The following is a 20616-nucleotide window of genomic DNA, read 5'->3' as shown; positions in this document are numbered from 1 at the left end:
ACGACCTCTCGCGAAAGAGTGACCCGGCAAGCACCTGCTCGGGCGGGGCCACCGTAAGTCCCTGAGGACGGTGGGAAGTTACGCCCGCCGCTGCGCCAACCGGCCTCGCGGCGCGATAATGCCCCCATGGGCCATCGACTCGGTGACGTGAGCGCACCCGCCCGGCTGGCCGACCCCGACGAGGGCATCGGCCGCGACGAGCTGGCCCTCGCCACCCGCAACCACGGACTGCCGCTCGAGGCGCTGCGCTACGACATCACGCCGCCGGGCCTGCACTACGTCCTCACGCACTACGACATCCCGTACGTCCCCCAGGACGAGCCCTGGACCCTGGCCATCGGCGGCCTGGTCGACCGCCCGCTCCGTCTCGACCTCGCCGACCTCCGGTCGTTTCCCCAGGTCACCACCCGCGTCACGCTGGAGTGCGCGGGCAACGGCCGCGCCCTGCTGACGCCCCGGCCGGTGAGCCAGCCCTGGCTCGTCGAGGCGGTCGGCACCGCCGACTGGACCGGCGTACCGCTGCGGCTGCTGCTCGCGGAGGCGGGCCTTGCCTCCGACGCGGTCGACGTGGTCTTCACCGGCGCCGACCACGGCATCGAGCGCGGCGTCGAACAGGACTACCGGCGCGCGCTGCCCGTGGACGCGGCCACGGGCGCCGACCCCGAGGTGCTGGTGGCGTACGCGATGAACGGCGCACCGCTGCCGCCCCAGCACGGCAGCCCGCTGCGCCTCGTCGTGCCCGGCTGGTACGGGATGGCGCATGTGAAGTGGCTGCGCGAGATCACCGCCACCGACACACCGTTCACCGGCTTCCAGCAAGCCGTCGCCTACCGGCTCAGGCAGCACCCCGGGGACGAGGGCGACCCGGTCACCCGTATCGCCCCCCGCGCCCTGCTGGTCCCGCCCGGCTTCCCGGACTTCATGTCCAGAACCCGCATCGTCCGGCCGGGCCCGGTCACCATCGAGGGCCGCGCCTGGTCCGGCCAGGCACCGGTCACCCGCGCCGAGGTCAGCACCGACGCCGCACACACCTGGCACACGGCCGAGCTGACACCGGACGACGGCCACCGCTGGGCCTGGCGCCGCTGGCACTTCACCTGGACGGCAACCCCCGGCGAGCACGTCCTCAGCGCCCGAGCCACCGACACCGAGGGCCACACCCAGCCGCTTGAGGCCCCCTGGAACCGCGGCGGCTTCGCCAACAACCTGGTCCAGCGGGTACCCGTGCTGTGCGTAGCCGCTGACGACGCCGCAAGTTAGCGCCCCGCAGGGGCGCGGGGCTGCATTGAATTATGCGGCTCCGCCGCGCGGGCGCGACCAGCCACGACGGCGCCGCAGACGACCGACGGCGCTATCGCGGCACCCCCAGCGGAGCGTTACGGCAATATCTTGTCGAGTGCCGCAGGCCCCTCCTTCGCCAGCTTCCGCTTCGCCCACTCCATATTGCGCGGCGTGATGTCCTTGCCGGAGGCAAGCACCAGGTCCTCCGGCGACACATCCGTGCCGGTGCGGGCGTGGAGCAGGTCGTCCGGGGTGGCGCGGTCCTCGGACGGCCCCGACGCTGACTGTGACGTCGTCATGATCTCTGCTCCTCGGGTCCGGGTCGCTGCTACGGCCCCGCTGCGTTCATCGGGTCCACTATCACCATCGATCCCGGCGGCCCGCCCTGCATCCGGAGGCGCCGACGGATGTGCCCAGAGGGCCCGGAGAAGCGCATGTGACGCCCGGTGCGCGGCCGCTAGAACGGCGTCAGCGTCAGCCGCACACCCGTGGGCGCCGTGTCCTGGATGTACGACGCGAAGTCGGCGACGTCGTCGAAGGCGAAGCCGTAGGCCTTGCCGTCCTCCGTGGCCGCGTGCATCGCCTTGGCGTAGTGGTTGGTCAGGCCGGTCGTGTAGAAGGACGCGGGATCGGTGACCGGCTGGGCCGCGTCGGCGACCAGCGTCGAGCGGTTGAAACCGGCGCCGAGGACGGCGGCGACGGGACCGGTCGTGCCGTCGTTGGGCGCGGCGAGGCTGCCGTCGCAGAAGAGCACGTCCCGGGTCGACGGCTTGGCGAAGGACACCGCCGCAGGCCCCTCGAAGGCGAGCTGGTCACCGCGGACCCGCCCGGTGAAGGTGCCTGCGTTGGTGGTGACCTTGAGGTCACGCCCGGCGTACGTGCTCCACACCTCGTCGATGTACGGGGCGAGGTAGTCGTCCGCGAACAGGCCGGCGTCCAGACCGTGACCGGGCGCGATGACGCGCGTGTCGTCCACGACGAGGGACCCGAAGCCCTCGGTCTCCCGGACGGCGGCGAAGGCGGCCGCACGGCCTCCGTCGCGCAGCGTGCCGGTCGTCTGGTCCTTGGCGCCGGTCAGCCGGATGCTCAGCGGCACGCTGAACATGTCGACCATGGTCGTGTTGCAGAACATGCCGGCCGCGTTGTACGTGAACTCGGCGCAGTCGTGCAGCACCGGGTAGTTGGGGTCGGACTCGACCCAGCCCGCCGGGTACTGCAGCGCGGCGTTGCCGTTGCCGTCCGTGACCGCCTTGAGCTTGAGCTTCTCGCCCAGGGACACATAGATGCGGCCCGACATGTACGGCAGGGTCAGCCGGGTCTCGCCGCTGCCGGCCAGGCTGATCGCGTAGTCGGTGAAACCGTCGGCGCCGTTGTCGGAGGCGGCGATCGGTGCGAGGGTGCCGTCGGGCGTGACGCGGACCTGCTTGCCGTCCTGGTTGCCGACGATGTAGACGTGGACGGAGGCGTTGTCGAAGGAACCGCTGTTGTTGACGAGCGTCAACGGCAGGGCGCCGTCCGCCGCCTTCGTGGTGTCGCCGGCGAGTGCGTGGGGGGCGATCGCGGCGACGCCGGGCGCGGCCACTGCCGCTCCCGCGAGAGCGAGCAGGAACCTGCGACGGCCGAGGGTGCGCTGGTGACGGGGTGTCATGTGGGGCTGTCTCCCGTGTAGTTGACGAAGATCTGAGAGCGCTCTCAGTCGCATCCCTTTTACCTCTGGCCACTTGGGCAGGTCGATGGGTGGCACGATCACTTAATCCACGAATAAGGCGCGCTTAAGCGACCTCCCCGCGGCGGCTGTTGTGAGGGGAAAAGCGATGGACGGGCCCGGCGGAGCCCCGTACCGTGTGACGCCACGCCCCGAGTTGGCCGGAAGGAGGCGAGCGCCGTGCAGTTCACCACCACCGCCCCGCGCTCCCTTTCCGTTGCCCCGGCGTGCTTCGTGTGACCGACCGGGAGCGCTCCCCGCAGGACATATCCCGGAGGAATCCGTGACCGACCTGGTCATCCGTACGCTCGACGAGAGCGACGCCCATCTTTTCGACACGGCCCCCGACCCGCTGGGCGCCCGCGAGGCCCACCGGCTCACCCACCACCGCCCCGACTGGAAGCGGGTGGCGCTGCGCGACGGCAGGGTCGTCGCCCGCGCGGCCTGGTGGGGCGGCCCCGACGACACCGAGCCCCTCAGCATCAACTGGTTCGACGTGGCCGACGGCGAGGAAGAAGCCGGAGCCGAACTCCTGCGCACAGCGCCCTGGCAGGTCGAGGAACTGGAGTTCAACCTGCCCGGCGGCTGGCGCGACACGCCTCAGCTGCGTGCGGCTGCCGAGGCCCGCTTCACGGCCGTACGAGCCGCCGGGTTCGAGCTGTTGGTGGAGCGCTTCCTCTACCGCTGGACCCCCGAGTGCGGGCTGCCCGAGCGCCCCGGACGCCTGCTCTTCGAGCCCGAGCCGGACGACGCGGTCTTCTACGACGCCCTCCGCCGCATCCACTCCGCCACCCTCGACGCCCACGCCCGAGCCGCCATCGACTCAGGCGGCATCGACCAGGCGGCGCAGGAGGAACTCGACTTCTTCCACTGGTGCCCCTCACCCCGGGAATGGTGGCAGGTCGCCCGCACGCGCGCGGGCGATCCGGTCGGCATCCACATCCCGGCCCACAACCCCTCCGGCCCCTGCATCGGCTTCATCGGCGTCCTGCCCGAACACCGCGGACACGGCTACGCCTACGACCTGCTCGTAGAGTGCACCCGCTTCCTCGCCGAACAGGGCGCCGACTTCATCTCCGCAGCAACGGACCAGGGCAACTTCCCGATGGCGGCGCACTTCGCCAAGGCCGGGTATCCGGTGGTGCGGGAACGGATCAACTTCCGGACGATCCAGACGTAGGCCCGGATTGGAGCGCCCCGAAGGGGCGCGGGGCTGCATTGAATTATGCGGCTCCGCCGCGTGGGCGCGACCAGCCACAACGGACCCGCAGCTGACGCACCGGGCCCAGCGGAGCGCTAACTGTGCTGTCTCATGACGTTGGTTCCACGGCGTCGTCGAATGTGAGCTGCTGTGGGCCGGCCTCGACCGGCCCCGGCGGCTCGTCGAACACCACGCGTTAGTCGCTCCCGGCGGTCCGGCTGATCGGCGGTCGGCCTCCGAGCGCGGCGTGGGAACGCTCGTGGTTGTAGTAGTTCAGGAAGTCGGCGAGCGACTCGTGAAACGACGAACTCCCCTTGCTGCCTGGCTGGCACCTCGCCCCGCTGGCCCGCTGGCCAGAATCGAAGAGGGAGGGGCGCACCGGGTGGCCCGCAGCATTGATGGCGACTTCCTGCGTCGGATAGCGAACGCAGATGCGCCAAGGCCCGCCGCGAGGGCCTCTTCCCCGACCTGATCGACACCGCCCGGGAGGTCCGTGTCGCGGAGATGCCCGGTCGGTTCGGCCTCGACCGCACCGAGGGCCAGGAGTACGCCCTGTACGTCGCGGCGGAGAAGGACACCCTGCGAGCAGCTGACCGGCTGACTCGCCGACGCGGGCGTCCCGGTTGGCTTCGTTCAGGTTTGGCGGCAGCACTTGTGCATGAGTTCCGGAGGCAGTTTCTCGGGCAAGGATGCGGACACTACGTGCAAGCTCGGCAAGGACACCTGGTTCCCTGGTACGCCGCGTGGGCCAGGCGGGCCCCGCGCACGCGGCCGAATGCCGCCTTGCCCGTGCAGGCCACGCTGGTCATTGTCGGTGGCATACCCACACGGTGACTACCTCGTTCGGAGACCGCTATGTTGCGGGTGCACTTCACTGCTGAGGACATCGCGCGGCTGCGTGTCGCGGCCGCCCCCGACCCCCTGTGGGAGATCGCCAACAGTTTCCAGATCCTGATCGGCAGGGACAGCCTGCTGGTGTTCGGCCAGTGGCGCAGCCGGGTCCGGCCGCGCCTGATCCGGGACAGCGCTGCGCTGCTGACCGCGCTCCTGCCGCCCCACGGCTACTCCCCGGACTTCCTCACGCCCGACCTGGGCGGCTACCCGGACCTGGAGAGCGCCGTCGACACCGTGCTCCGCACCCCGAAGACCACCCTGCGAGGCGACTTGTCCAGGCTCGTCGCGTCGCCCACCAGGCCGAAGCCGCCGCCGTCGGCGACCGGTCTGCGGGCCCTGGCGGGCGGGGAGCCCGAAGCGCTGCACGACCTGGGCGCCGCCCTGCACGGTTACTACCGGCGGGCGCTCGATGAGTTCTGGCCGCCCATCTGCGCACAGGTGGCCGCCGACGGCGCGCTGCGTGCCAGGGCGGTGCTCACGGGTGGCACCGAGGGACTGCTGGCGAGTTTTGAGCCGGTCATGCGATGGCGGCCGCCCGTGCTGGAGGTCGACTACCCGGTCGACCGCGAACTGCGGCTCGACGAGCGGGGACTGTTGCTGCAACCGTCCTTCTACTGCGTCCGAAGACCGGTCATGCTCGCCGCGCCCTCGCCCGGCCGGACGCCGGTCCTCGTCTACCCGATCCAGCACATCCTCGGTTGGGCCCAGGGGCCCGATGCCGCCTCCGCCGGTGTGAGCCTGGGCGACCTGATGGGCCGTACCCGCGCCGCCATCCTGGAGGACGTCGTGGCCGGCCGCACCACCGGCGAACTCGCGGATCGGTTCGGCATCTCGGGTTCTGCCGTGAGCCAGCACACCGCCGTCCTGCGCCGGGTCGGACTGCTGCTGAGCATGCGCCGCGGCAAGTACATGCTGCACACGACCACCCCTGCGGGGCTCGCTCTCCTGAACGGCGCGTTCCACACACCGCCCGACAACCACTGGACGGATTCCGTTTAAGGCAGGGCTTCAACGTGTGGCGCCGGTGCCGTCGGCTGTCCCAACCTGGAGCGGCGAAGGGCTGGGACGGTCGCGGGGGAGGCATCACCCGCCCCGCAGTCCTCAGACCCGGACCAGGTCCGTGACCACCGACCGCACATGAATCGGGGAAACTCATGCTGATCCGCAAGATGGCAGGCGCAGCCGCAGCCTGTACCGCCGTCGCCGCACTCGCCCTGACCGGTCCCGGCGCCGCGTCCGCCGCGCCGGCTTCCATGGAGGGCGGCCGGGCCGTCGCCCCCACCGGTACTCCTCCCACGACCAGTGGGCCTACCACCACCTCCGCCACCTCCGCCGACGCCGTCGCGGCCGGCTGCTGGTACAGCGCCTCCCACTGGTGGTGCAACAACATCTCCGGCGCCCCCGTCTACGCCAGCGGCACCTCCACCGTCGTCGGGTACATGTGGTCCAACCCGTCCTGGTTCATCTGCCGCTCCGACAACGGCGGCTACGTCGGCGGTCCACACCCCTACCGGTGGGAGTGGACCCAGGCCGACAACGGGAACTGGGGATGGATGAAGGACACCTGGATCTCCAGCGAGACGGACCCGCTGCCCGTCTGCTGACCCCGCACGACCGTCGGCGCCCTTGCCCCGCGAACGCCCCGCCCCGCGCGGGGCGTTCGTCTAGGAGGGCGGCCACCGCTACGTCGTCCTCAGCGACGCCCTGGTTCGCACGCCCGAGGCGTGTTCGTGACAGTGCAGCCGTCTGCCGGAGTGCGCGAACTTCCCGTGCCCGTGGCCCACCGCCGATCATCAGCGCGACGACCTGATGCGGATCCTCCTGGAAACTCCTGTCGCCCATCCCGCAGCCAACTGACACGGCCGTGACACCAATGTCATGAGATGGCACAGCTAACGCAACTCCGCCTCGGCCGCCGCCAGAATCTCCGTGACCCGCAATGCAAACCCGGCGTCGCACGCATGCGGCTGCCCCGTACGGGCGGCGGTCCGCAGCGCGTCGGCCGCCCGCGTCAGCGCGGCCACCGCCCCCTCCGCGCCCTCCGGCAGCAACGTCACTCCGGCCTCGCCCCGCAGCTCGACCTCGGCCCCGCCCGCCGCGGGCGGGGCCGTGAGGCTCAGCGTCAGTGTGCTCGACGCGCCGCCGGCGTGCTCGAGGACGAGATGCGCGGTGTCCCCGGGACCGGACGCCACGGCCGCCACCCGTCGTACATCGCCCAGCACCGGCAGCAGGACGGACAGGGCGTGCGGGCCGACGTCCCACAGCGCGCCCTTCTCCCGACGCCACGGCGTGGCGAACGGGCTGTCACTGGTGAACACCGAACCCAGCCACTGGGCCCGTGCTGTGAACCAGCCCCCTCGCTCCGCCTGTTCGGTGATCCATGCCTCCGTACGGGTCTGGAACCGGGTGGTGAAGAAGACCACCGAGGCGACACCGGCCTCCCGCACGGCCTCGACGACCGTCCGCCCCTCCTCGACCGTCAGCGCGAGGGGCTTGTCCAGCAGCAGATGACATCCGGCCCGGGCGGCCCGCGCGGCGAGCCCCGCCTGGACGTCCGGAGGCAGGGCGACCGCGACGGCGTCCACATCGGCGAGCAGGGCGTCGACATCGTCGTACGCCCGCGTCCCGTGCCGTTCGGCCAGTTCCTTGGCGGCCTCCGGACGACGGCCCCACACGCCGGCGAAGTCCAGGTCGGGGTGGTCGCTCAGGGCGGGTGCGTGAGCCATCTGTGCCCAGGGGCCGGTGCCGAGCAGTCCTATGCGCATGCCGTCGCCTTTCCGCGATGCCGAGCCGGTGCCGGGCGAGCCTCGCACATGGACCCGGCCAGGGAGCAACCCGGTCGACGCAAAGACGCACGCGAGCGCGGATTGAGTGGCTCGGGTGCTGAATGCGTTCTCTTTCTTCTATTGGACTGCTGGCGGCGGGCCCGTAAGGCTAAGGGGTGATCCGCCACGACAGCCGAAAGGTCACGACCACATGCACACTCGCCGCATCGGTGACGTCGACGTCAGCGCGATCGGCCTGGGCGGTATGCCCATGTCGATCGAGGGGCGACCGGACGAGGCCCGGTCTCTCGCGACCATCCACGCCGCGCTCGACGCCGGCGTGACGCTGATCGACACGGCGGACGCCTACCACCTGCACGCCGACGAGGTCGGCCACAACGAGACGCTGATCGCCAAGGCCCTCGCCTCCCACGACCGGGGAGCGGACGTCCTGGTCGCCACCAAGGGCGGCCATCTGCGCCCCGGCGACGGCAGCTGGACCCTGGACGGCAGCCCCGAGCACATCAAGGCGGCCTGCGAGGCGTCCCTGCGCCGGCTCGGTGTGGACGCCATCGGCCTCTACCAGTTCCACCGCCCCGACCCGCGCGTGCCCTACGCCGAGTCCGTCGGCGCGGTGCGCGATCTGCTGGACGACGGCAAGATCCGCATGGCGGGGATCTCCAACGCCGACCCGGACCAGATCAAGCAGGCGAACGAGATCCTCGGCGGACGCCTGGTCTCCGTGCAGAACCAGTTCTCCCCGGCCTTCCGCTCCAGCGAGCCGGAGCTGCGCCTGTGCGACGAGCTCGGCATCGCGTTTCTGCCCTGGAGCCCGCTCGGCGGCATCGCCCGTTCCGGTGAACTCGGTTCCGTCCACGCGCCGTTCGCCCGCATCGCCGGGGCCCACGGCGTTAGCCCGCAGCGGGTCTGCCTGGCCTGGATGCTCGCCAAGTCGCCGGTCGTCGTACCGATCCCGGGCGCAAGCCGGCCGGAGACGATCTGTGACTCCTGCGAGGCGGCGAATCTGGAGCTCACCCCCGAGGAGATCGCCGAGCTGGACGCAGCCTGAGCCGAACGCCGCTACCGGACCCGGTCACCGTGGCGTTCGCCAAGTCCTTCATCAGGAGGGCCGGTTCGCCGGTGGGCTGGTCGCGCGGGTCGCCGGGTCCCTAGGATGTATCCCCAGTCAGGCCAGTCCAGTTGGCGCGGCAACGAGGCCGGGGGAACGATGCACACCGACAAGCAGCTGTCCACGTCGATCGACGCCGATGTGCCGACCGCCGCCCGGATGTACGACCACTACCTGGGCGGCAAGGACAACTACGCCGCCGACCGCGCGGCCTGCGCGGAACTCGACAAGGTCGTGCCCAGCACCCGCCGGCTCGCCGTCAACAACCGCCGTTTTCTCCAGCGCGTCGTCCGGACGCTCGCCGAGGACTACGGAATCCGCCAGTTCCTCGACCATGGATCCGGCCTGCCCACGCAGGACAATGTGCACCAGGTCGCCCAGCGCGTGCACCCCGACTCCCACGTGGTCTACGTCGACAACGACCCCATGGTGCTGGTCCACGGCCGGGCACTGCTGGAGCAGGACGAGCGCACCGCCGTCATCCACGCGGACATGCGCGAGACCGACGCGATCTTCGCGCACCCCGACACCCGGCGCCTGATCGACTTCTCCCAGCCGGTCGCCGTGCTCTTCAACTCGGTGATGCACTGCATCCCGGACAGTGACACGGACGGCCCCCTCGCCCTGGCCCGCCGCGTGGCCGCACGGCTGGTGCCCGGCAGCTTCATGGTCATGTGCCAGCTGGTCAGCGAGGACCCCGAAGTGCGCGCCTTCGTCACGGACTTCATGGACAAGGCCACCCAGGGCCACTGGGGGCGGGTGCGGCAGGAGAAGGACGTCGCCGCACTCTTCGAAGGACTGGAGATCCTCGAACCGGGCCTCGTGGAGGTGTCCACCTGGCGGCCCGACACCGAGGTGGCGCCCCGTCAGCTCACCCACGAGTGGATCGAGTTCGGCGGCGTCGGCCGCCTCCCCTGAGGTCGAGCAGGTCCTGGACAGGTCCTGGACAGGCCCTGGACAGTCCCTGGCTGTCAGGCCTGGGGATACCGCTGCTCCATCGTCTCGCGCAGCCGCTCCAGCGACGCGCGAGGCGTGAGCGCCTCGTCGGCCAGCCGGTCCAGAGCGAGCCGGTACTCCTCCGTCTCGTCCTGGTCCTCCAGGAAGTTGGCGCTCCTGATGTGCTCCAGATAGACGACGTCGGGCAGATCGACACCGCCGAAGCGCAGATACGTGATCGGTATGGCCGGCGCCGACGCGTTCGTCACGTCCAGCGGCACGATCTGCACGGTCACATTCGACCGCTGAGCCATCTCGACCAGATGCGCCAGCTGCTCGCGCATGACGTCCACGCTGCCCAGAACCCGCAGCAGCACCGATTCGTCGATCACCGCCCACAGTTGCGGAGCGTCCGCCCGCAGCAACAACTCCGTCCGCCGCGTGCGTAGTTCGACCCGGCGCCGAACCTCGGCGGCGGGCGCGGTCGGCAGACCCCGCCGCACCACGGCCCGGGTGTACTCCGGAGTCTGCAGCAGACCCGGTACGTACTGGATCTCGAAGGTACGGATCGCGGCCGCCGCTTCCTGCAGCCCCACCAGCCGGTCGAACCACTCGGGCATCAGACGCTTGTCGTAGCGCTGCCACCAGCCCGGCTCACCGGCCCGGTGCAGCAGCTTCAGCAGCACCGACGCCTCGTAGTCGTCCGTGCCGTACAGCTCCAGCAGCGCGCGGACGTCGCTCTCCGCCGGGGGACGGCGGCCCTTGCCCGCCTCGATGCGGGAGAGCTTGGCGGGACTGAAGCCCAGGGCGCGTGCCGCCTGGTCCTGGGCGAGTCCGGCGTCCTCACGGAAGCCCGCCAGCTGCACACCGACCAGCATTTTCAGCAGAGTCGGCGCGGGCTCGGGCCGGTCGAGATAGGGTTCGAGCAGGGAGATGCGATGCGACTCTGCTGACATCCTGACTCCCGCGGACCGGCATGAGGGTGACTCACCCTATCGCACCGGACACAACTGCGGCATGCCCGTCGCAGCAAGGGAGTTGACCGGTCCGGCTACAGCAGATGGTCGAAGTCGCCGTCCTTCGCCCCGGCCAGGAAAGCCGCCAACTCGGCCGCCGTGTAGACCAGTGCGGGACCGTCGGGGTCGCGGGAGTTGCGCAGCGCGACGCCTCCGTCGACCAGAGGGGCGAGCTCGACGCAGTTGCCCTCGGCGTTGCTGTGCCGGCTCTTGATCCAGCGGGCGTCCAGCGAACTGGCCCGCACTCCGTTGTGTACTGACACCGCAGTCTCCTCGCTGTTCACGACCCATGTCCCTGCACATGGGGCATCGCGACGGTCCTACCCGCTCGGGCCCGCTTCTCACGCAATTTCCCGTGCAATTGCACGCGGGCGCGTTCGCTGTGGATAATAGCTGCGGCGTCAACACTGCGTCTGGCGCCCCGTTCTGACGTCGCATCGGGGAGATGCCGTGTCATCACCTGCGGACCGACCACGCCACACGTCGAGCGCGGCAGCACAGCGCGACGTTCGGCCGACGGGCGTGGCACGCACCACGCCCCTGATGGCGCTGGGGCGGATTCCGTGGTGCGAGATCAAGGACTCCACCGGCTCCGCAGCGGCCATCCCGCTGCTTCTCAACAGCGTCGCGTGGGGTGACGCCGCCACCGCCCGCTCCGCACTCGACGACCTGCGCACCCGCATCTGTCAGTACGGCTTCGTGGTGGAGCAGGCGACGGCAGCCACCGTGCCCTTCCTGTGGGAACTCGCCCAACTTCCCCATGTGACCTGCCGCGCGCAGATCATCCAGCTGCTCAGGAGCATCGCCGACGCCCGCCAGTGGGAGAGCACCGCGGCCGTCTACCCGAAACTGCTTCACCACCGCGAGAACCACGTCGTGTGGGAGCGCCAGGCACGCCAGGCCGTGCGTGACCGTCGCGGCGAACTGCGGCGGCTGATGAACGACGAGGACGCCGAGATCGCCCAAGCCACGACGGAACTGGCGCGGGCCATAGGGGCCTGATCGCAGCGGACCTCCACAGGCTGGTGTACGTCCGGTCGGCCGGGGAAGGAAGCGCCGGGGAGAAAGCGCTTGCTCCCCTTGCCCGCCGCACCGTCACCGGCCACCGGGGAGGAAAAGCCGCCCATGGCTTCGTCGTTGGAGAGACCGCTCGACCATCGCTACCGGGGCGAACACCCGATCCGCACCCTCGCCTACCTGTTCCGCGCCGACCGCCACCATCTCGCGGCGGCGGTCGGCGTCTTCACGGTCAAGCACAGCCCGGTCTGGCTGCTGCCCCTGATCACCGCGTCCCTCATCGACACCGTGGTCCAGCACCAGCCGATCAGCCGGCTCTGGACCAGCACCGGGATCATCCTCTTCATCCTGGCCGTCAACTACCCCCTGCACGTGCTGTACGTCCGGCTCCTGTACGGCAGCGTCCGCCGCATGGGCACCACGCTGCGCTCGGCCCTGTGCACGCGGATGCAGCAGCTGTCCATCGGCTACCACTCCCGGGTCAGCGCCGGAGTGCTCCAGGCCAAGGTGGTGCGCGACGTGGAGACCGTCGAGCAGATGGTGCAGCAGACCGCCGAGAACGGCCTCGGGGCGACCACCGTGCTCGTCGGCGGCCTCGTCATCATCGCCGTCCGCACACCCGAGTTCGTCCCCGTCTTCCTGGTGGTCGTGCCTGCCGCGGCGCTCGTCGTGGCCCGGCTCAGGGCCCGGCTGCGCACCCACAACGAGCACTTCCGGCACGAGGTCGAGACCCTGTCCTCCCGTGTCACCGAGATGACCCGCCTCATCCCCGTCACCCGGGCCCATGGCCTGGAGGGCAAGGCGCTGCGCCGCATGGACGGCACGCTGAGCCGACTGCTGACCTCCGGCATGCGCCTCGACCTCGTCAACGGCCGGTTCGGCTCCCTGGCTTGGGTGGTGTTGAACGTGGTCGGCGTGCTCGTCCTCGCCGGCGCCGCGCTGGTGTCGTACTACGACGTCTGGGGCGTCACCCCCGGCGACGTCGTGATGCTCAGCGCCTTCCTGACGACGCTCACCAACTCCACGACAACGTTGGCAGGCCTCGCCCCGGTCATCACCAAGGGGCTCGAGTCCGTGCGCTCGGTCGGTGAGGTGCTCCAGGCTCCCGAACTCGAGGACAACGAGGGCAAGGCCGAACTGACCTCGCTGCGCGGGTCCGTCACCTTCGAGCACGTCACGCATGCCTACGAGGACGGCGACCGGCCCGCCGTACGGGACTTCTCGCTCTCCGTCGCGCCGGGTGAGACCGTCGCGCTCGTCGGCGCGTCCGGCGCGGGCAAGTCCACTGTCCTCAACCTCGTCATCGGGTTCATCCGGCCGACCTCGGGCCGGCTGCTGCTCGACGGCACCGACATGAACACCCTCGACCTGCGCACCTACCGGCGCTTCCTCTCCGTGGTGCCGCAGGAGTCGATCCTGTTCGACGGCACGGTCCGGGAGAACGTCGCCTACGGCATGGACGAAGCCGACGAGGAGACGGTGCGGGCGGCGCTGCGCGACGCCAACGCGCTGGAGTTCGTCGACCGGCTGCCGCAGGGGCTCGAGACGGTGATCGGCGAGCGCGGCGCCCGGCTGTCCGGCGGGCAGCGGCAGCGCCTCGCCATCGCCCGGGCCCTGATCAGGGACCCCAAGGTACTCGTCCTCGACGAGGCCACCTCGGCGCTGGACACCCGGTCGGAGGCGCTGGTCCAGCAGGCGCTCGCCCGGCTGCTGCGCGGGCGCACCACGTTCGTGGTGGCGCACCGGCTGTCCACAGTGCGGGGCGCGGACCGGATCGTTGTGATGCGGGACGGCCGGATCCGGGAGATCGGGACGCACGAGGAACTGCTGCGCCGGGGCGGTGAGTACAGCGCCCTGCACAGCGGGCAGGTCGCCTGACGCCGAGCCCGGTCAGGCGGCGCTGCTCCGTGGGATCCGGTGCGGGCAGGACGCGTCGTGGTCGGTGCCGCAACTCGTCCACCAGCGCTCGCAGCAGGCGGCGTACAGCTCCGAGCGGACGATCTCGTCGGCGGCCCCGTCGCCCCGCCCCCGCGCGGCGGCGGCCTGGGCGCGCAGCGCGGCGACGGTGCGGCGCTCGTCGTGCAGGACCGTTTCCCGTACGACGGCGATGACCGGGACGAGACTGGCGGCCGTGAACAGCAGCGCCGCCCACACGAGACCGCAGAGGAGTTCGAGGACCGCCGTCCAGGCGAGTCCGGCGCTGGTGAGGACGTACAGCCCGCAGAGCAGGCGATGGGAGGCGTGCATGGGCGAAGACCGTTCCTACTGAGGGGGATGCCTCTGGATGCCTCCTGCTCAACTGCCCGCGGTGGCGCGGGGAAGCGGGTGTTTTCGGGCGGATCGTCCGTGACCGGGTGTCTGGCATGACGTTGGTCGGATTCGAGCGGCAATCGTCAGCAATGCGTCAAGTGCGAGCTGGGCAGCGGAAGATGGGCGTCCGAGAGCGGGAGGGCGTCAGGAGCGCTTCGTCGCCCCGGCCTTTCCGTGGAAGGCCGCCCGATATGTCTGCGGACTGGTGCCGACCACCCGGCGGAACCGTTCCCGGAACGCGGTCGCCGAGCCGAACCCCGCCAGCTGCGCGACCCGTTCGACCGGATGGTCGCTGTTCTCCAGCAGATACTGGGCCCGCCGCACCCGCGCCCGGAGCACCCACTGCAAGGGCGTGCTGCCCGTCTGCTCGCGGAAACGACGGCTGAAGGTGCGCTCGCTCATCCCGGAGCGCGCCGCGAGCGCGGACAGGGTGATCTCGTGGGCGAGGTGGTCCTCGATCCACTCCAGCAGCGGCTCCAGCGTCGAGCCGCGCGGCACGGGCGGGTGTTCGTGCACGATGAACTGGGCCTGGCCGCCCTCCCGTTCCAGTGGCATGACGGACAGCCGGGCGGCGTCCGCGGCGACGGCCGACCCCAGGTCCTGGCGGATCATGTGCAGGCACATGTCGAGTCCGGCGGCGGCGCCGGCCGAGGTGAGGATCTGGCCGTTGTCGACGTACAGCACGTCCGGCTCCACCTTGATGTCCGGGAAGCGCTGGGCCAGCACATCGGCGGCCACCCAGTGGGTGGTGGCGCGCTGCCCGTGCAGCAGCCCGGTCTCCGCCAGCACGAACGCGCCGACGCACACGGACGCGATCCGGGTGCCGGCCTGCGCCGCCTGCCGCAGCGCCGCGACCACCCGGTCGGACGGGGGAGGCGCGCCCTGGGCGCAGCCCGGCACGATGACAGTGTCGGCCTCCGCCAGCGCCTCCAGCCCCACGTCGACCTTCAGCGCGAAACCGTGGGTGCGCACCTCCGGGGACTCGGCGCAGAGCCGGACCCGGTAGGGATGGCGGCCGTCGGGCAGCTGCGTCAGCCCGAACACCTGCAGGGGTGTCGCCATGTCGAACGGCACCACCTCGTCAAGGACCAGGATCGCCACACTGTGCATGAAGGCCACGATAGACGGATTCCCGCCACCCCAATTCACCGGCGTGCTCAAGGGAAAGGCCTGGTACACGGCTTGGCGAGAATCCGTTGAAAGCTGTCATTCCAGCCCCTGTGCGGTCGCCCCGAAGATCCATAACGTGGACCGGGCCCGAGGCCCTTCGACCCTGGACGCTCCTCGATGACCAAGATCCTGTTGTCCCTGCACGTCCTCGCCGCGATCGTCGCCGTCGGCCCCGTCACCGTCGCCGCCAGCATGTTCCCGCCGGCGGCCCGGCGCGCGCACGCCGACGGCGAAGGGCCCGATCCCGCGGCGGTGAGCACCGTCCGGATGCTGCACCGCATCTGCCGTGTGTACTCCGGGATCGGGCTGGCGGTGCCGCTGCTGGGGTTCGCCACGGCTGCCGCGATGGGGGTGCTGGGCGACGGCTGGCTGATCACCTCCATCGCCCTGACCGCCGCGGCGGCCGGCGTTCTGGTCGCCTTCGTACTGCCCCGCCAGGACGAGCTTCTCGGCGAACTCGGCGCGAGCCGGCCCGTGGAGCGCGCGCACACGGCCCAACTCGCCATGTTCACCGGCATCTTCAATCTGCTGTGGGCCACGGTCACCGTCCTCATGATCGTCCGGCCCGGTTCCACAACCGGCGCCTGACGTCAAGCCTCCGGGGGAATTCACGCCCCCGTGTGCCGCTGCGCCTACACTCGACAGTCGTGCCCATGCGCATGGGCCATGACTGAAAGGCACGTTGACGGGTGTTCCAGGATTCCCCCATCTACGACCGGCTGGTCGCCGAGCGCGGCGACGTACCCTCCCAGGCCCGCAGGGAGGCCGAACGCGTCAGCAGGGAACTGGAGTTCGCCATGCGGCCGCTACAGTCCCACGGGCATGCGCCCGGCCTTGAGCAACGCCCGTCGCATCCGGGCGCGGGGTGGCAGCGCTCGGCCCTGCCGCCCGCCCCCCGACCGCACTGACCCCCCGCCCGTCCGGCCATCTGTCAAGAAACCGCCCTGTTCGTGCCGTTGACCTGCGAGCGCCGTTCCGGACCCGGTTGCGCCAGCCACTCCGCGATGCTGCGGGCGATCGGCTGACCGGTGTCCACCTCGACGAAGCCGAACTGGCCCGACTGGTTGCACTCCAGGAACCACCAGGTGCCGTCGGAGTCCTCGGCGAAGTCGAAGGCGCCGTAGGCCAGTTCCGCCTCACGGAGATAGAGGCGCACGGCGGCGGCGACACGCGGCGGCACCTCGGCGGGCCGCCACGGGGAGTCGGAGGGGGCGAAGCGGACGTCCACCTGGGCGGGGTCGGTGTCCGCGGCCTTGCGGGCGGCGAGCATCCGGTCGCCGACGGCCGTGAGGCGGATGTCGGCCCGCTTGTCGATACGCCGTTGCAGCAGCGTGGGACCGAACGCGACGGCGGCGAAGTCCGTGCCGGGCGCCACCCTGCTGGTCGGCACCGCCCGCGGCGGGTCCTGCGGGTGCGCCCCGGAGACCGGCTTGACGACCAGATCGGGGTAGCGCTCGGAGAACTCGCGGGCGGCCTGCGGGAACGTCGTGATCAGGGTGGCCGGCACGGGCAGGCCGCACCGCTGGGCCAGCCGGAGCTGCCACGGCTTGTGGCGGGCGCGGCGGGCCGCGTCGGGATGGTTCATCCAGCGCGCGTCCGAACCGCGGAGCATGCCGTACAGAGCCTGTGAGGCCTCCTCCGTCAGCCAGGAGGACGGCGCGGGGGCGCGCGTGGCCGCGGCCCCCGGCCTGCGTACCCAGATCGAGCGCACCCCCTCGATGCTCACCAGCCGCCCCCCGGCCGACAGATGGCCGCGGAACCCGCCGTGCACATACTCCCCGGACAGCCCGACATCGCCGGTCAGGTCGGCCGGGTCGAGCCGGATCACCGGTACCCCGGACACGTTGAGGTGCACCACCACCAGGTCGGCCGTCACATCCGCTTCAGAAGTGAGGATCAGGACGGTCATCGTCGCCGGTCCGTGTTCAGTCGTCGAAGTGAGTCTTCGAGCCCGCGGTCGACGTCGTGGTCCCCAGTTCCCTCAGCAGAGCGAAGTCACGGGCGGCTATCCGCCCGTCCATGAGCACGTTCAACTGCAGTCCGGAGTCATAGATGTACGGAGTGGTGACTTCCAACTCTGCTGCCGGACGTGCGTAGTTGAGCGTGAACGGTTGCATCGTCTCTCCCTCGTCGGTGCTGTGCCGATCAGCTGCGGTCGGCTGGCGGCAAGGCATGGTCCGCCGACTTCCTTCGTTTTCCAGAGACTTATACGAATCGAACGAGTGAATGGTTTCCTTACGCTGCGTAGTCACAGTCAGTTCCCGTTCTTGAGACGCGAAAAGACGTCCTCGGGTTCAGGCGGGACCATTCCGGCGGTCGGCGCGCGAAGCGCCGAGGGGCGCGCGCAGGGAGCGCAGGGCGAGGAGCAGTACGCCGATGTCGTCGAGGTACACCGGGTCCGGAACCAGGTCGGTGGGCAGCACGAAGTAGAGCAGGGCACCCCAGAACACCCAGCGTGGCCCGGTCGGCAGTCCCGCCCGGCGCAGCGCGCGCCGGGCCCGGACCAGCCGCACCAGCAGTGCGACGGCCACGGTCAGCAGGGCCGCCGCCAGGACCGCCGCCACGACGATCCATTCAGTGGTCGAATCCACGGAACCTCCTCGCGCCCGCGCCGGGCTTCCTCTATGCGGATTGCCCGTTTGCGGTGCTTGTATCGCCTGCCGGGGGCAGGACAGTCATACCTGTGGCCCACCTGAGTGGCAGGGTGCCGCGCGTGCGCCTGGAATGGTCAGCGATACGTCGCGTGTCGCGCGTCGGGGGCGCGAGAGCAACCGCACTCTTCCCAGGGAGCCGACCATGACGACCAGTCCCGCATCGCCGGATTCGAACGGACCTGTGATACCCGCCACAGGGGCGCGGTACGGCGACCCGCTCGGCGGCCTCGTGCAGGCCGCCGTCGCCGACCGGCCCCTGGAAGAGGTCGCCCACCTCATCACGCTGTTGGAGCAGTCACCGCAGTACGCGCAGGCCACGGTGGACGCGCTGCGCGCGGTGGGAGTGACCCGGTCCGTGGAGGACGTCACGCGGCTCGTCATCCTGCTGACCCGGCCGCCCCGCGACCCCGGCTGCGCGGACGAGGCGATCCGCGCCGCGGCGGGGGCCCGCCCAGTGGAGGAGGTGACCCGGCTGATGGACCTGATGCACCGGGCGCCCCTGGAACCCCACTGCGGGCAGGAGGCGATACGGGCGGTCGCGACCGGGCGGCCCGTCGAGGAACTCGTGGAGCTGATCGGGCGGCTGGCCGTCGCGCGCAGCGCGGAGAGCGTCGACGAGTCACCCGACTGGCCGCCGTTCGGGCAGGGACCCGACGGCGAACCGACCCCGGGCGCCGTCCCTCCGCCGCCCCCCGGTCGCCCGCCCTCGGTCAACGGGGCTCCCCGCTGGCCGAGCCGGCTCTCCGTCGCGGCCCTCGCCGTCTGCGGCCTGCTCTGGTTCCCGCCGCAACGCGACGGCGCCTCGCCGCAGGTGTACGGCTTCGCGCTCGGCGTATCGGCCCTGTGCCTGGTCCTGGCCCTGCTGCTGACCGTGCGGGCCGCGCTGCCCCTGCTGGCGGCGGCCGTCGTGGTCCCGGCGGCGCTGGCCGCGACCCAGGTCTTCGAGGCCTGGCTGGACTCGCCCGACCTGTCCCGGGCACTGGACCTCACCCTCGCACCGAGCTGGGCCACCGGCCTGACCGCCGTATGCGCGGCACTGGCCGCGCTGATCGCCCTGCTGGTGAACCTGGCGGCACAGTCACCCGGCGCGGACTCCGTGGCACGACTCATGGCGGAGGCGCAGCGCACGGCCGACGCGCCCCGTACGGCGCAGGCGCACCGCACGGGCGACTGACGCCGGCCCCGCTCAGCCGGCGTCGTCCTCCTCACGCCGCCGCGCTCTGGCGGTGCCCTTGAGGCGTCCGAACGTGCGCGTCAGCTGCTGGAGCGGGGAGTTGGCGTGCCCGTCGGGCGCGACCGGTTCCTGGAGTGCGGCGCCGGAGGACTCCCGGTACGCGGCCAGCGCCTCGTTGGCGCGCTCGGCTGCCTCCCGGTACAGATCCCGGGACTTCGTCATGGCGTCGAGTGCTTCGGCGTACATGGCCACCAACTTGCGCTGGCGCACGAGGTCCTCTTCGACCGTCAGCAGCCGCCAGTCCTCCCGGAACGTGCTGATGGCCGCTTCGGCGCCGTCGGGCAGCGGCCGGGCAGAGGCGGCGTACCGCGTCAGGATGCCGATCAGTTCCGTCGGCTCCGACCCGTCCAGGAAGACGCTGCGGACGGCCAGGTCCTCGGCGTCGTCCCCGTCGCGGGCCGACGCCCTGGACAGCACCACGGCGCCGCCGCGCGGCACCTCCACGCCGAACTCGCGCAGCGCCCAGTTCACCGCGCGCAGTTGGTGCGGTGCGGCGCGGTGCTCGACCACGCAGTGCCGCAGGCTCGGCGGCAGCAGCCGGGCGAGCGGCAGCTGTCCGCGCTCGTCGGGGGTCATGGCCTCGTGGACGACGAAGTGGATGCCCCAGCTGCCGCGCACGGAGTCCCGCAGGACGCGCCGCAGGGCCTTGTCGTCCGCGGGCAGGCGGTTGGCGTCCCGGAAGCGCAGTCCCGTGACCGGCTCGTGGTCCCAGGCGGAATCCGGTGCCTCGGGCCAGAACATGGTGACGGGGGAGGGCCAGTCGGGGTCCCACGGCCGCTCCGCCTCCGCGACCAGGACCCAATCCCGTCCGTCCTCGGACTGAGGGGCGAACGTCAGCCGGGCCCGTACGGTCACGCTGTCGGCGACCTGCCATCGGGCCTCGAAGATTCCCTCGGGGGCGTCCTCGGTGACCTCGAGGTGGTCGTCCAGGACCCCGTTCTGCTTGCGACGCCGGAGCGTGAGCCGGACGACGGCGTCCGCGTCGGGGCCGGCGTAGCGGCCACGGGCGAGCCACACGGTGGACGGAATCGTGGAGTGGACGGCGGGGGTGGTCGTCATGAGTCCATCTGTATGCGAGGTGACCGTACAACTGCCAGTATCGTCGCCGCAGGTCCAGCCGGAACACGCGGGGTCCCGCCCGTGTGGGCACACGGGAGGCGCGGCACGCACACGGGGTGTGATCGTCGCACTTCGGCGAGCGGCCCTTCACTCGTGGCCCGGACCCGGCCCGGCCATGACAATGACTCCCGGCGAACAGGACTTGCCCACCATCCGCATTGGGGCGGGTCCTGTTCGCCGCCCCG

Annotated in this window: 22 protein-coding genes; 11 read left to right on the top strand and 11 right to left on the bottom strand. The window is 71.1% G+C overall.

The features are described 5' to 3' along the window. Positions 1-126 precede the first annotated feature (126 nt). Positions 127-1260 (top strand): sulfite oxidase, encoded by a 1134-nt coding sequence (locus AB0I98_RS39205; protein ID WP_362950237.1) that lies wholly within the window; start codon positions 127-129, stop codon positions 1258-1260. Between the two features lie 116 nt (positions 1261-1376). On the opposite strand, the gene AB0I98_RS39200 is transcribed toward AB0I98_RS39205, so the two are convergent. Continuing rightward, a complete protein-coding gene (locus tag AB0I98_RS39200) occupies positions 1377-1580 on the bottom strand; it encodes a hypothetical protein (RefSeq protein WP_362950235.1) in 204 nt (67 codons plus the stop codon). Between the two features lie 158 nt (positions 1581-1738). Next, a complete protein-coding gene (locus AB0I98_RS39195; protein WP_362950234.1) occupies positions 1739-2929 on the bottom strand; it encodes a glycoside hydrolase family 64 protein in 1191 nt (396 codons plus the stop codon). A gap of 340 nt (positions 2930-3269) precedes the next feature. Here AB0I98_RS39195 and AB0I98_RS39190 point away from each other — a divergent pair, with 340 nt between their 5' ends. The 3 genes from AB0I98_RS39190 to AB0I98_RS39180 all read left to right on the top strand — a co-directional run bounded on the left by AB0I98_RS39190 (position 3270) and on the right by AB0I98_RS39180 (position 6685). Further along, complete coding sequence (locus AB0I98_RS39190; RefSeq protein WP_362950232.1) at positions 3270-4166, top strand: GNAT family N-acetyltransferase; 897 nt, start codon at positions 3270-3272, stop codon at positions 4164-4166. 876 nt (positions 4167-5042) lie between these two features. After that, positions 5043-6080, top strand: a complete 1038-nt coding sequence (locus AB0I98_RS39185; RefSeq protein ID WP_362950230.1) for a helix-turn-helix domain-containing protein — start codon at positions 5043-5045, stop codon at positions 6078-6080. 155 nt (positions 6081-6235) lie between these two features. Next, positions 6236-6685, top strand: a complete 450-nt coding sequence (locus AB0I98_RS39180; RefSeq protein ID WP_362950228.1) for a hypothetical protein — start codon at positions 6236-6238, stop codon at positions 6683-6685. A gap of 288 nt (positions 6686-6973) precedes the next feature. On the opposite strand, the gene AB0I98_RS39175 is transcribed toward AB0I98_RS39180, so the two are convergent. Beyond that, positions 6974-7846: a Gfo/Idh/MocA family oxidoreductase gene (locus tag AB0I98_RS39175; protein WP_362950226.1), complete on the bottom strand. Its 873-nt coding sequence runs from the start codon at positions 7844-7846 to the stop codon at positions 6974-6976. A 211-nt stretch (positions 7847-8057) separates the two neighbouring features. On the opposite strand from AB0I98_RS39175, the gene AB0I98_RS39170 reads away from it, so the two are divergent. Together AB0I98_RS39170 and AB0I98_RS39165 are read left to right on the top strand one after the other, a co-directional pair. Next, the gene (locus AB0I98_RS39170) at positions 8058-8915 is read left to right on the top strand and encodes an aldo/keto reductase (protein WP_362950224.1); all 858 of its coding nucleotides are present in this window, start codon (positions 8058-8060) and stop codon (positions 8913-8915) included. A 159-nt stretch (positions 8916-9074) separates the two neighbouring features. Then, complete coding sequence (locus AB0I98_RS39165; RefSeq protein WP_362950222.1) at positions 9075-9893, top strand: SAM-dependent methyltransferase; 819 nt, start codon at positions 9075-9077, stop codon at positions 9891-9893. A gap of 53 nt (positions 9894-9946) precedes the next feature. Here the strand turns inward: AB0I98_RS39165 and AB0I98_RS39160 are convergent, their stop codons facing one another. Both AB0I98_RS39160 and AB0I98_RS39155 read right to left on the bottom strand, forming a co-directional pair. Continuing rightward, positions 9947-10867 carry a helix-turn-helix transcriptional regulator gene (locus tag AB0I98_RS39160; protein WP_362950220.1) on the bottom strand — a complete coding sequence of 307 codons (921 nt, stop codon included), beginning with the start codon at positions 10865-10867 and terminating at the stop codon, positions 9947-9949. Between the two features lie 95 nt (positions 10868-10962). Continuing rightward, complete coding sequence (locus AB0I98_RS39155; RefSeq protein WP_362950218.1) at positions 10963-11190, bottom strand: DUF397 domain-containing protein; 228 nt, start codon at positions 11188-11190, stop codon at positions 10963-10965. A 280-nt stretch (positions 11191-11470) separates the two neighbouring features. Between AB0I98_RS39155 and AB0I98_RS39150 the strand changes: the two genes are divergently transcribed. Continuing rightward, positions 11471-11929, top strand: coding sequence for a hypothetical protein (locus tag AB0I98_RS39150; RefSeq protein ID WP_362950260.1), 459 nt, complete (start codon positions 11471-11473; stop codon positions 11927-11929). Between the two features lie 123 nt (positions 11930-12052). After that, complete coding sequence (locus AB0I98_RS39145; RefSeq protein WP_362950216.1) at positions 12053-13822, top strand: ABC transporter ATP-binding protein; 1770 nt, start codon at positions 12053-12055, stop codon at positions 13820-13822. Positions 13823-13834: 12 nt separating this feature from the next. Here AB0I98_RS39145 and AB0I98_RS39140 read toward each other — a convergent pair whose 3' ends face one another. Then, positions 13835-14191, bottom strand: a complete 357-nt coding sequence (locus AB0I98_RS39140; RefSeq protein WP_362950214.1) for a hypothetical protein — start codon at positions 14189-14191, stop codon at positions 13835-13837. Positions 14192-14398: 207 nt separating this feature from the next. Then, positions 14399-15364, bottom strand: coding sequence for a helix-turn-helix domain-containing protein (locus tag AB0I98_RS39135; protein WP_362950212.1), 966 nt, complete (start codon positions 15362-15364; stop codon positions 14399-14401). A gap of 177 nt (positions 15365-15541) precedes the next feature. Between AB0I98_RS39135 and AB0I98_RS39130 the strand changes: the two genes are divergently transcribed. Together AB0I98_RS39130 and AB0I98_RS39125 are read left to right on the top strand one after the other, a co-directional pair. Beyond that, entirely contained in the window at positions 15542-16012 is a 471-nt protein-coding gene (locus AB0I98_RS39130) for a hypothetical protein (protein WP_362950210.1), read from the top strand. Between the two features lie 101 nt (positions 16013-16113). After that, positions 16114-16332 carry a hypothetical protein gene (locus tag AB0I98_RS39125; RefSeq protein WP_362950208.1) on the top strand — a complete coding sequence of 73 codons (219 nt, stop codon included), beginning with the start codon at positions 16114-16116 and terminating at the stop codon, positions 16330-16332. 23 nt (positions 16333-16355) lie between these two features. Here AB0I98_RS39125 and tgmB read toward each other — a convergent pair whose 3' ends face one another. From tgmB to AB0I98_RS39110, 3 genes are all read right to left on the bottom strand, one after another. Next, complete coding sequence (gene tgmB, locus AB0I98_RS39120) at positions 16356-17333, bottom strand: ATP-grasp ribosomal peptide maturase (protein WP_362950206.1); 978 nt, start codon at positions 17331-17333, stop codon at positions 16356-16358. Between the two features lie 16 nt (positions 17334-17349). Continuing rightward, positions 17350-17541 (bottom strand): putative ATP-grasp-modified RiPP, encoded by a 192-nt coding sequence (gene tgmA / locus AB0I98_RS39115; protein WP_362950204.1) that lies wholly within the window; start codon positions 17539-17541, stop codon positions 17350-17352. 177 nt (positions 17542-17718) lie between these two features. After that, the gene (locus AB0I98_RS39110; RefSeq protein WP_362950202.1) at positions 17719-18015 is read right to left on the bottom strand and encodes a YkvA family protein; all 297 of its coding nucleotides are present in this window, start codon (positions 18013-18015) and stop codon (positions 17719-17721) included. Between the two features lie 205 nt (positions 18016-18220). Here AB0I98_RS39110 and AB0I98_RS39105 point away from each other — a divergent pair, with 205 nt between their 5' ends. Then, entirely contained in the window at positions 18221-19252 is a 1032-nt protein-coding gene (locus AB0I98_RS39105; RefSeq protein ID WP_362950200.1) for a hypothetical protein, read from the top strand. Between the two features lie 12 nt (positions 19253-19264). On the opposite strand, the gene AB0I98_RS39100 is transcribed toward AB0I98_RS39105, so the two are convergent. Beyond that, on the bottom strand, positions 19265-20371 hold the full coding sequence (locus AB0I98_RS39100) for a hypothetical protein (protein WP_362950197.1): 1107 nt from the start codon (positions 20369-20371) through the stop codon (positions 19265-19267). Positions 20372-20616: the final 245 nt, after the last annotated feature.

This window comes from Streptomyces sp. NPDC050211 (genome assembly GCF_040656035.1).
Lineage (GTDB): Bacteria > Actinomycetota > Actinomycetes > Streptomycetales > Streptomycetaceae > Streptomyces.
The sequence above is the reverse complement of the archived record's forward strand: the minus strand, read 5'-3'. Positions and strand labels throughout refer to the sequence as shown.

Excerpts from the sequence above, each read along its gene's own strand:
- AB0I98_RS39185 (WP_362950230.1), top strand. The coding sequence starts at position 5,043 with ATGTTGCGGGTGCACTTCACTGCTGAGGACATCGCGCGGCTGCGTGTC.
- AB0I98_RS39145 (WP_362950216.1), top strand. The coding sequence starts at position 12,053 with ATGGCTTCGTCGTTGGAGAGACCGCTCGACCATCGCTACCGGGGCGAA.
- AB0I98_RS39160 (WP_362950220.1), bottom strand. The coding sequence starts at position 10,867 with ATGTCAGCAGAGTCGCATCGCATCTCCCTGCTCGAACCCTATCTCGAC.
- AB0I98_RS39200 (WP_362950235.1), bottom strand. The coding sequence starts at position 1,580 with ATGACGACGTCACAGTCAGCGTCGGGGCCGTCCGAGGACCGCGCCACC.
- tgmA (WP_362950204.1), bottom strand. The coding sequence starts at position 17,541 with ATGCAACCGTTCACGCTCAACTACGCACGTCCGGCAGCAGAGTTGGAA.
- AB0I98_RS39140 (WP_362950214.1), bottom strand. The coding sequence starts at position 14,191 with ATGCACGCCTCCCATCGCCTGCTCTGCGGGCTGTACGTCCTCACCAGC.
- AB0I98_RS39175 (WP_362950226.1), bottom strand. The coding sequence starts at position 7,846 with ATGCGCATAGGACTGCTCGGCACCGGCCCCTGGGCACAGATGGCTCAC.
- AB0I98_RS39100 (WP_362950197.1), bottom strand. The coding sequence starts at position 20,371 with ATGACGACCACCCCCGCCGTCCACTCCACGATTCCGTCCACCGTGTGG.
- AB0I98_RS39105 (WP_362950200.1), top strand. The coding sequence starts at position 18,221 with ATGACGACCAGTCCCGCATCGCCGGATTCGAACGGACCTGTGATACCC.
- AB0I98_RS39180 (WP_362950228.1), top strand. The coding sequence starts at position 6,236 with ATGCTGATCCGCAAGATGGCAGGCGCAGCCGCAGCCTGTACCGCCGTC.
- AB0I98_RS39170 (WP_362950224.1), top strand. The coding sequence starts at position 8,058 with ATGCACACTCGCCGCATCGGTGACGTCGACGTCAGCGCGATCGGCCTG.
- AB0I98_RS39165 (WP_362950222.1), top strand. The coding sequence starts at position 9,075 with ATGCACACCGACAAGCAGCTGTCCACGTCGATCGACGCCGATGTGCCG.
- AB0I98_RS39195 (WP_362950234.1), bottom strand. The coding sequence starts at position 2,929 with ATGACACCCCGTCACCAGCGCACCCTCGGCCGTCGCAGGTTCCTGCTC.
- tgmB (WP_362950206.1), bottom strand. The coding sequence starts at position 17,333 with ATGACCGTCCTGATCCTCACTTCTGAAGCGGATGTGACGGCCGACCTG.
- AB0I98_RS39135 (WP_362950212.1), bottom strand. The coding sequence starts at position 15,364 with ATGCACAGTGTGGCGATCCTGGTCCTTGACGAGGTGGTGCCGTTCGAC.
- AB0I98_RS39130 (WP_362950210.1), top strand. The coding sequence starts at position 15,542 with ATGACCAAGATCCTGTTGTCCCTGCACGTCCTCGCCGCGATCGTCGCC.
- AB0I98_RS39150 (WP_362950260.1), top strand. The coding sequence starts at position 11,471 with ATGGCGCTGGGGCGGATTCCGTGGTGCGAGATCAAGGACTCCACCGGC.
- AB0I98_RS39205 (WP_362950237.1), top strand. The coding sequence starts at position 127 with ATGGGCCATCGACTCGGTGACGTGAGCGCACCCGCCCGGCTGGCCGAC.